Annotated in this window: 6 protein-coding genes and 1 CRISPR repeat array; of the genes, 5 read left to right on the top strand and 1 reads right to left on the bottom strand. The window is 32.5% G+C overall.

Annotated features, from left to right (window positions below; all coding sequences use genetic code 11):
• Nucleotide 1 precedes the first annotated feature (1 nt).
• The 5 genes from cas1 to ABD816_RS11130 all read left to right on the top strand — a co-directional run bounded on the left by cas1 (nt 2) and on the right by ABD816_RS11130 (nt 7,937).
• Entirely contained in the window at nt 2–901 is a 900-nt protein-coding gene (gene cas1, locus ABD816_RS11150; RefSeq protein ID WP_344927352.1) for a type II CRISPR-associated endonuclease Cas1, read from the top strand.
• Complete coding sequence (cas2, locus tag ABD816_RS11145) at nt 891–1,238, top strand: CRISPR-associated endonuclease Cas2 (protein WP_344927619.1); 348 nt, start codon at nt 891–893, stop codon at nt 1,236–1,238. Before cas1 ends, cas2 begins: the two co-directional genes overlap by 11 nt.
• A gap of 70 nt (nt 1,239–1,308) precedes the next feature.
• Nucleotides 1,309–5,523: a CRISPR direct-repeat array (repeat unit 46 nt; unit sequence CCTGTGAATCCTAACTAAAAATACAATTTTGAAAGCAATTCACAAC).
• Nucleotides 5,524–5,611: 88 nt separating this feature from the next.
• Nucleotides 5,612–6,385, top strand: coding sequence for a nucleoside triphosphate pyrophosphohydrolase (gene mazG / locus ABD816_RS11140; protein ID WP_344927350.1), 774 nt, complete (start codon nt 5,612–5,614; stop codon nt 6,383–6,385).
• Between the two features lie 224 nt (nt 6,386–6,609).
• Nucleotides 6,610–6,750 carry a hypothetical protein gene (locus ABD816_RS11135; RefSeq protein ID WP_344927348.1) on the top strand — a complete coding sequence of 47 codons (141 nt, stop codon included), beginning with the start codon at nt 6,610–6,612 and terminating at the stop codon, nt 6,748–6,750.
• A 113-nt stretch (nt 6,751–6,863) separates the two neighbouring features.
• Nucleotides 6,864–7,937: an endonuclease/exonuclease/phosphatase family protein gene (locus ABD816_RS11130; protein ID WP_344927347.1), complete on the top strand. Its 1,074-nt coding sequence runs from the start codon at nt 6,864–6,866 to the stop codon at nt 7,935–7,937.
• Between the two features lie 257 nt (nt 7,938–8,194).
• On the opposite strand, the gene ABD816_RS11125 is transcribed toward ABD816_RS11130, so the two are convergent.
• On the bottom strand, nt 8,195–10,300 hold the full coding sequence (locus ABD816_RS11125; RefSeq protein WP_344927345.1) for a DUF349 domain-containing protein: 2,106 nt from the start codon (nt 10,298–10,300) through the stop codon (nt 8,195–8,197).
• Nucleotides 10,301–10,384 lie beyond the last annotated feature (84 nt).

The raw sequence follows: 10,384 nt of genomic DNA, 5'->3' as shown, positions 1-10,384 counted from the left end.
TATGATTAAACGTACTCTCTTTTTTAGTAATCCAGTATATCTCAGTACTAAAAATCAACAGCTGGTTGCCAGTTTTCCGGAAACGGAGAAAGGAGCGGTCACTATTCCGATAGAAGATTTGGGCTATATCATTTTAGAAAACTCTCAAATTACAGTGACTAATGGGCTACTTATGAAATTAGTACAGAATAAAACTGCTGTTATTACCTGTGATCAACAGCATATGCCTTGTTCTTTTTTACAACCTCTGGTTGGGCATAGTGAGCAAACGGAACGTATCCGGTATCAATTAAATGCAAGCGTACCACTAAAGAAAAATCTGTGGCAGCAAACTGTAAGTAGTAAAATAGAAAATCAAGCAAATCATCTGGAGGAAAGAGGAATTCATGCACTAAAATTAAAACGATGGGCAAATGAAGTAAAAAGTGGAGATATCCATAATCACGAGGCTATTGCTGCTGCTTTTTATTTTCAAAATCTATTTACAATAGATGGTTTTAGCAGAAATCAAAAAGGAGTGGCACCTAATAATTTATTAAACTATGGATATGCCATTCTTAGAGCAATTACCGCACGAGCCTTAGTAAGCAGTGGGATGTTGCCATCTGTAGGGATTTTTCATCATAATAAATACAATCCTTTTTGTCTGGCGGATGATGTTATGGAACCTTATAGAATCTACATCGATGCATTGGTATATGATATGGTTCAAAAATACAAGCAGTATGATGCATTAACAACTGCGCTCAAATCAGAATTGTTAACAATCCCTGCATTGGATGTTTATATAGATGGAAAACGAAGTCCTCTGATGGTTGCTATGAGTAGAACAACCAGTTCATTGCATGAATGTTTTCTGGGAACAAGCCGTAGGATTTTATATCCATCGTATGGCTCATAGTAAGTATTCACGCCTTAATCAGTATAGAAGTATGTGGGTTTTAGTTTTTTTTGATCTGCCAACAGAAACGCGATCAGAGCGCAAAGCAGCCAGTGGATTTAGAAAACGTCTGTTAAACGATGGGTTTGCTATGTTTCAATTTAGTATCTATTTACGATTTTGCGCCAGTAGAGAAAATACAGAAGTACATATTAAGCGAACAAAAAATATCCTGCCCAAAAAAGGAAAAGTATGCATTATGCAGATTACCGATAAGCAATTTGGGATGATTGAGTTATTTCATGGACAAAAGGAGATAGAACCAGAAAAACCAAGTCAGCAGTTAGAACTTTTCTAAAGACAGAGTCGTTTTTTTAATCCTAAGATTAGAGTTAAGATTCAGGATACCAGTTTTTTATGGCAGGTATCCTGTGAATCCTAACTAAAAATACAATTTTGAAAGCAATTCACAACTATCCTAAATAAAAATATAAAAGGATGTATCCTGTGAATCCTAACTAAAAATACAATTTTGAAAGCAATTCACAACACCTATACACACAGGACTACCACCCGATGCCCTGTGAATCCTAACTAAAAATACAATTTTGAAAGCAATTCACAACTGGGTTGTTCATCTTTACTAATTTTAAAATCCTGTGAATCCTAACTAAAAATACAATTTTGAAAGCAATTCACAACATGATTTTGTATCTTAAAAGAGCTTCGCTCCCTGTGAATCCTAACTAAAAATACAATTTTGAAAGCAATTCACAACCCAACATCTATTGTATTCTTCTTTACTGAACCTGTGAATCCTAACTAAAAATACAATTTTGAAAGCAATTCACAACATAACACCTACCTTTGAATTTTAATATTAACCTGTGAATCCTAACTAAAAATACAATTTTGAAAGCAATTCACAACAAAGATTACGAGACGGTGGTTCACCTGATCCCTGTGAATCCTAACTAAAAATACAATTTTGAAAGCAATTCACAACACGTTTTTGGATGCCTTTAATTATTTTTGTCCTGTGAATCCTAACTAAAAATACAATTTTGAAAGCAATTCACAACAAAGAAAATGAGTTTTTTGAGCATGGAGGCCTGTGAATCCTAACTAAAAATACAATTTTGAAAGCAATTCACAACTAGATAAAGTTTTTGATGGAAATATAAAAACCCTGTGAATCCTAACTAAAAATACAATTTTGAAAGCAATTCACAACAGAAAATGCCTTAAAAATTCCTCTCTGTTGCCTGTGAATCCTAACTAAAAATACAATTTTGAAAGCAATTCACAACAGGATGCACTTTAACCAAAACATTGGTTACCCTGTGAATCCTAACTAAAAATACAATTTTGAAAGCAATTCACAACTGATAAGATAGACAAAAATCATTGTGAAAACCTGTGAATCCTAACTAAAAATACAATTTTGAAAGCAATTCACAACTATTAATCATGGACTTCCAAGTAACTGGGCCTGTGAATCCTAACTAAAAATACAATTTTGAAAGCAATTCACAACATCATTAAAGAGAACCGCCAAAGCCCATCCCCTGTGAATCCTAACTAAAAATACAATTTTGAAAGCAATTCACAACATAGCAACTTACTGGCAAGAATCATATGCCCTGTGAATCCTAACTAAAAATACAATTTTGAAAGCAATTCACAACAGAGATATGCGATAGGATACAGGATAATATCCTGTGAATCCTAACTAAAAATACAATTTTGAAAGCAATTCACAACTCACCTGCATTTTTTAAAAATCGGGATTCACCTGTGAATCCTAACTAAAAATACAATTTTGAAAGCAATTCACAACAAAGAAAATTATTTTTTCAAGCCCTCCTGTGAATCCTAACTAAAAATACAATTTTGAAAGCAATTCACAACTCAACGCCTTCCACTCCATTTCCTGCCTGCCTGTGAATCCTAACTAAAAATACAATTTTGAAAGCAATTCACAACGCTTCCAATTCTGTACGTAATTATCCATCTCCTGTGAATCCTAACTAAAAATACAATTTTGAAAGCAATTCACAACGAAATAGTCTTTTTCATCATCCCAACCCCTCCTGTGAATCCTAACTAAAAATACAATTTTGAAAGCAATTCACAACTTAATTAACATTTAACACATAAACTATTAACCTGTGAATCCTAACTAAAAATACAATTTTGAAAGCAATTCACAACCGAGCCCTGCTTGCTCTCTTCTTTCTCTCACCTGTGAATCCTAACTAAAAATACAATTTTGAAAGCAATTCACAACTATGCGAAATATGTTTAGAAATCTGCACAACCTGTGAATCCTAACTAAAAATACAATTTTGAAAGCAATTCACAACAAAGAATACTTACGGGGTAAGTGAAGTTCACCTGTGAATCCTAACTAAAAATACAATTTTGAAAGCAATTCACAACAATCGGCATCTGATAGTTTTGACAATGGACCCTGTGAATCCTAACTAAAAATACAATTTTGAAAGCAATTCACAACCTGTTCCTGATAAATGGACGCCATCTGAATCCTGTGAATCCTAACTAAAAATACAATTTTGAAAGCAATTCACAACAGATATTAAGTTATCAAAAACATAGTTACGCCTGTGAATCCTAACTAAAAATACAATTTTGAAAGCAATTCACAACCATCTCTATTAGCTTCACCTTCTTTAGTTACCTGTGAATCCTAACTAAAAATACAATTTTGAAAGCAATTCACAACTTTAAATTTTGGGTTATCAGGAGAAACTATCCTGTGAATCCTAACTAAAAATACAATTTTGAAAGCAATTCACAACTGGATAAGCGACGTAAAAGAAAGACACGTTCCTGTGAATCCTAACTAAAAATACAATTTTGAAAGCAATTCACAACACGATTTGTATTGCATAATTTTGTAGATGGCCTGTGAATCCTAACTAAAAATACAATTTTGAAAGCAATTCACAACGCTTTAGATTATGATGACTCTATCTCTCCACCTGTGAATCCTAACTAAAAATACAATTTTGAAAGCAATTCACAACACCTTTTGCAAAACTTAATTCATTTTCACTCCTGTGAATCCTAACTAAAAATACAATTTTGAAAGCAATTCACAACAAGTATATAGCTAGTTTGATGCTCTGTTTTCCTGTGAATCCTAACTAAAAATACAATTTTGAAAGCAATTCACAACTTTGCGCGTTTCTTCAAGTTCTTTGAGAATCCTGTGAATCCTAACTAAAAATACAATTTTGAAAGCAATTCACAACATAACTGATATTGTATATTCTGTTTTCTCTCCTGTGAATCCTAACTAAAAATACAATTTTGAAAGCAATTCACAACCGAGCCCTGCTTGCTCTCTTCTTTCTCTCCCTGTGAATCCTAACTAAAAATACAATTTTGAAAGCAATTCACAACAAAAATACTTTTACCAACTTTTTTTGCACGCCTGTGAATCCTAACTAAAAATACAATTTTGAAAGCAATTCACAACTATACCACTCTTACGAACTTTTGAGCCTTACCTGTGAATCCTAACTAAAAATACAATTTTGAAAGCAATTCACAACTTTGAAATCTCTTTTAATAACTAGCACCATCCTGTGAATCCTAACTAAAAATACAATTTTGAAAGCAATTCACAACGAGATCCGAAGCCTAAGAAAAAGGACGGTCCTGTGAATCCTAACTAAAAATACAATTTTGAAAGCAATTCACAACTTAGTCTTTCCACTCTGACCAGTATTGATTCCTGTGAATCCTAACTAAAAATACAATTTTGAAAGCAATTCACAACGCGCACTTGATTTTATACTTGACAACGTAACCTGTGAATCCTAACTAAAAATACAATTTTGAAAGCAATTCACAACTTAGTTGTAAGATAATAGATTCGTTAGGAACCTGTGAATCCTAACTAAAAATACAATTTTGAAAGCAATTCACAACTATATGGCACACGATCCTCTGAACTTCTTTCCTGTGAATCCTAACTAAAAATACAATTTTGAAAGCAATTCACAACCTGTATATCAATGTCGCTATATTTTAATGGCCTGTGAATCCTAACTAAAAATACAATTTTGAAAGCAATTCACAACTATATCTAAATTTTGCATTGTAGACACCGACCTGTGAATCCTAACTAAAAATACAATTTTGAAAGCAATTCACAACAGAACCGAATTAACCTTTTGGTCTGTATCTCCTGTGAATCCTAACTAAAAATACAATTTTGAAAGCAATTCACAACTAATGAGTCTAAATCTTGAACAGGATTAGCCTGTGAATCCTAACTAAAAATACAATTTTGAAAGCAATTCACAACGGCAAACGATACAAATAATTTATGAATGCTCCTGTGAATCCTAACTAAAAATACAATTTTGAAAGCAATTCACAACACAATAAAGTCAACATCTAAGTCGAGTAATCCTGTGAATCCTAACTAAAAATACAATTTTGAAAGCAATTCACAACTCATCGATAGTAAGCGTTTTAATTACCTCTCCTGTGAATCCTAACTAAAAATACAATTTTGAAAGCAATTCACAACGGAAAGTAAGCAGCATAGCCACCGTAACCCCCTGTGAATCCTAACTAAAAATACAATTTTGAAAGCAATTAGCCCTGCTTTATTTTTGTACTTTAAACTTTTATAGTACTTCTCTATTATCAACACAATGTATTATCCTTATTTTTGAAAATAAAATGACGCCTATGAATTCCAGAGAAAATCAATTAAATGCGCTTGATCGATTGTTAACCATCATGGATGAATTACGAGAGCAGTGTCCCTGGGATAAAAAACAAACATTACAATCGTTACGTCATTTAACCATTGAAGAAACCTACGAGTTGGGAGATGCAATTCTGAATAATGATCTGGAGGAGGTAAAAAAGGAACTTGGTGATCTTTTACTACACATTGTTTTTTATGCAAAAATAGGAAGCGAAACTCAGGATTTTGATATAGCTGATGTGGCTAATGAAATTTGTGAAAAATTAATCCATCGCCACCCACATATTTATGGAGATGTACAAGTAGCTGATGAAGAAGAGGTAAAGAAAAACTGGGAAAAATTAAAGCTTAAAGAAGGTAAGAAAAGTGTGCTGGAAGGTGTTCCTAAATCATTACCCGCTTTAGTAAAAGCAAGTAGAATACAGGATAAGGTAGCAGGAGTAGGGTTTGATTGGGAGGAACCTCAACAAGTGTTTGAAAAACTAGAAGAGGAACTGGCAGAGCTGCAAGATGAAGTTAATGCGCAGAATCAGGATAAGATAGAAGCCGAGTTTGGAGATGTATTATTTTCTATGATTAATTATGCCAGGTTTTTAAAAATTAATCCGGAAGATGCTCTTGAACGAACCAATAAGAAGTTTATAAAACGTTTTCAATATTTAGAAGAGAAGGCTAAAGTAAATAGTAAAAGCATACAGGATATGACACTTGCAGAAATGGATGTGTTCTGGGAAGAAGCTAAACGTTTATAATAACTCATTTTAATCATCCTTTTATTATTATTCTCTACGAGAGATTATTATTGAGCCAGATTAAAAAATAAAGAGTTAATCATACTTGTCCTGAGCATTATTGTTAATGATTCGTTGAATTTAGTCAATACTAAGTATGGAGATACTCTAACTTTGCTTTATAGTAATATAATTACTCATACTTTTTATGAATGGGTATTAAAGAAGTATATAAAGTAAAAGAAATGAAAAAATCAATAATATTGGGATTAGTTAGTTTTCTGGTTGGTGGTAAAAAGTATAGGATTGCCAGTACAGCATTAAAAGTAGGGTATTTAGGATATAAATATTTGAAAGTAAAAAGAAATAAGCATACCACCGCTTAAGTTTATAAATAAGCAAAATATAAGTATGTTTAAAGTTCTTTAAATTTTTTATAAAATGCTACCTACTATTTGATGTTATACCTACTTTTACCAGATACAATTGGTTCGCTTTTATGAAAATTAAGATTTTTCTTCGGATAATGGCTGGTATTGCTGTTATATTATCGATACTTCCTTTTATTCCATTAGATTTTTGGTGGATTCGTAGTTTTGATTTCCCTCATGTACAATTGACAGCTTTAACTGTTATTGTATTTTTACTATACTGTTGTTACTTTAAAAAGCAAAATATTAAGGATTATATTTTTACGATTATTCTAATCGTATGTATTTTATTTCAATTTCTCAAGATATATCCATATACTATTTTATCCGAGGTAGAAGTACTGGATGCTACAACGACAGAGAGTAAGGGTAGTTTACGTATTTATACAGCTAATGTATATCAGGATAATAAGAAGAGTAAAGAGCTTTTTTCTTCTATAAGAAAACGAGACCCTGATGTTTTATTATTTACAGAGACAAATAGTAGATGGCGTGATCTTATAAATAAAGAATTAAGTGATATTTATACATTTAAAACAGAAGCTCCTTTTGAAAATACATACGGAATGCTTCTTTTTTCAAAATATGAATTAATTGATAGCAGCGTACAATTTCTGATAGAAGATACAATCCCTTCGATACACTCTAAAATGTTGCTTTCTGCTAAAGATACGATACAGTTAATAGCAATTCACCCCGCACCACCGGTGCCACAGCATAATCCTTCTTCTGTGGATAGGGATGCTGAAATGATGAAAGTAGCTAAAAAAGCTCAATTTTCTAAATATCCTGTTATTGTAATGGGAGATTTTAATGATGTTGCTTGGTCAGAAACCACAGAACTGTTCCAGAAAGTTAGTGGATTATTGGACATGAGAAAGGGGAGAGGTCTTTATAATACCTATAATGCGCATAACATATTATTCCGATGGCCGTTAGATCATATTTTTGTGTCACCAGAATTTAGAGTAATAACCGTTGAGAAAGGAGAATGTATAGGATCTGATCATTTTCCGTTTTTTTCTGAATTAAGTTATGAGCCTCAAGGTACACTAGAACAACAATCTGCTCCTCCTTCAAAAGATGATATGGAGGAAGGTTATGATCAAATCCAAAATGAACGTGAGCAGGAAGATTCATGATTTTACCAAAACTTAGAAAATACTTCTATAAGTTAGTTTAATCAATAGCATTCCTTGAGGCAGAGCCTCGATTGTAATACAAGAATCAGGATCAAGAAGTCTTGTTTCCTGATTCTTGTAGTGAATTGATCTTGTTTTTGATACCTCGTGTCTTTGGGTTGAGGTAGTTCATTTACATTATTTATCCTACCAATACTATTTTATAAATACAGCACAACTGATAATCTAACTCTTAGTCAGTTACTTACTATATAAACTTATAATTGTCTGATTTTTTTAAGTTTAGTTTTCCAGATTTCGAGGTTATCTTTATGTTTCTGGATATTGTTTTTTACCTCTACTACCATAGGATTATCATCTTTGGCGTGCTTAAAGAATAGCAAGTTGTTTTCTAATTGACGAATCTCATTTTTAGCATCATCAATCCTTTTGCGAATGAAGTTTTGCTCATTGCGCAACGCACCATCATCCTTTTGATTAGATAAAGAGTTTAACTTATTCTCATATTTAATCATTTCAGTTTCCTGACGGCTTAAGTTAAGTTGCTCAAACAATCCATCTAATACTTTGTTATAATCAGATTCAATACTTTTTACTTTATAAGGTACACGACCCAAGGATTTCCATACGTTTATATTATCTTTTATAAGACTAAGATCTGCAGCGGTATCTCCTGATAATTTGATGCTTTTCAATTGTTCAAGATGAGCCTGTTTTTTTTCATAAGAAGCTTGTTCTTCTTTATTAGCTTCATTTTTCTCTGCATGGATGCGATCAAAATAAGCATTACAAGCATCCTTAAAACGTTTCCATATTCTATCACTATCCTTACGGGGAACATGACCAATTTTTTTCCAGTCAGCCTGAATCTTTTTCATTAATTGAGTAGTAACAGCAAAGTCATCATTATCTTTATTGTCTTCTGCAATTTTTATCAGTTCCATTTTTTTGTTTAGATTATCGAACTGATCTTTTTTCAAACTTTTATAAAAAGTATTTTTATTTCGGTTAAAATCCCTTACTGCTGACTTAAATCTACTCCAGGTTTCTTCATTTAGATGAGATGGCACTTTTCCTGCTTTAAAGAATTCATCTCTAAGGGCTTCAATTTCTTTTATTTTTTGTTGCCAACCGCTATGATTTTTTGCTTGTTCATTACCCACGGTACTAATCTTAGCAATAATTTCATTTTTAACCTCTAAGTTTTTTTCATAAATCTTGTCTTGATTTTTAAAAAAATGTTGACGGTTTTCATGAATCTTTTTTGTGAGCTCACTAAATTTTTCCCAGATAGGCTCTCGGTATTCTTTAGCTACAGGTCCCAGATCTTCTTTCCACATTTTATGAAGAATTTGTAACTCTCTAAAAGCCCGGTTTACATCGGTTTCCTGCGCTAACTCAATAGCTCTTTCTATAATTTTAAGTTTTTGATCCAGATTATGTTTAAAGTCCATATCTCTGAAATCTCTGTTGAGGTGCAAGAAGTCATAAAAATTCTCTGTATGGTGATGATAGGTATTCCACACAGTATTATACTTATCCCTAGGAATAGGACCAGCATTACGCCATTTTTCTTTAATCTCCTTAAAATGATTATAAGTATTGTTAATATTTTCTTCCATATTAAGCAATCCTTTTAACTCTTCAATAATTTCTAATCGTTTAGAAAGATTAGCTTGTAAGTCCTTTTTAAGATTCTGATAATAGGTGTTTCTCTTTTCTTTATAATCAAAATAAGCAGAATTGAATGCCTTTTTTAAAGGAGTAGAATAATAAAAATCGATGATATTACCACCTTCTGCTAAAAACTCTTCTTTCTTTTGTTCTACTTCTTCATTAAACTTATCGTTAAATTCTGTTTTTATTTCTTCAACGTGTTCTTTAATCGCCTGAATTTTTTCAGTTTTTACTAAATGATTTAGTTCTTTGATGAGTTCTTCTTTACTCATCGCATGATAATCTTTCTTGACGATATTATGGCGTTCTAGTTTACTCTCGTCCTCACTGTCTTTTGCCACCGCTTTATTTACCTCCTCCTGAATTTTATCATCTGTATTAGGAGTTTGAGCACTTTCTTTTTCTTCTTGTATTGATGGAGTAACTGCTTCTACAGTATTTTCTTTAGACTCTGATGCGATGTGAGAAGCCTCAGCAACTTCTTCTGAAGTTGTTTCTTCTATCTGGGCATCGTCTTTTTTACGAGTCTCTGGGATTACGTCTAACGTATGATCTTTAGAAGGCTCGGGCTCACCTGTAGTATCCTCAGTATTAGCTGTGGTCTCAGTGTTGGCCTTTTCTTCAAGAATCTTTGTATTATTCTCTTCTTTTCCATCTGCCTCTGGCAGGTTATCATGTGTAGACATTGTGTACTGTATTTTTGTGTGATAGGAAATGCATTCTTACACCTCCTGAAGCGCCTTTTCTTATAATTAACTTTAGATAAAATA

The sequence above is a fragment of the Aquimarina addita genome, assembly GCF_039539305.1.
GTDB lineage: Bacteria > Bacteroidota > Bacteroidia > Flavobacteriales > Flavobacteriaceae > Aquimarina > Aquimarina addita.
The sequence above is the reverse complement of the archived record's forward strand: the minus strand, read 5'-3'. Positions and strand labels throughout refer to the sequence as shown.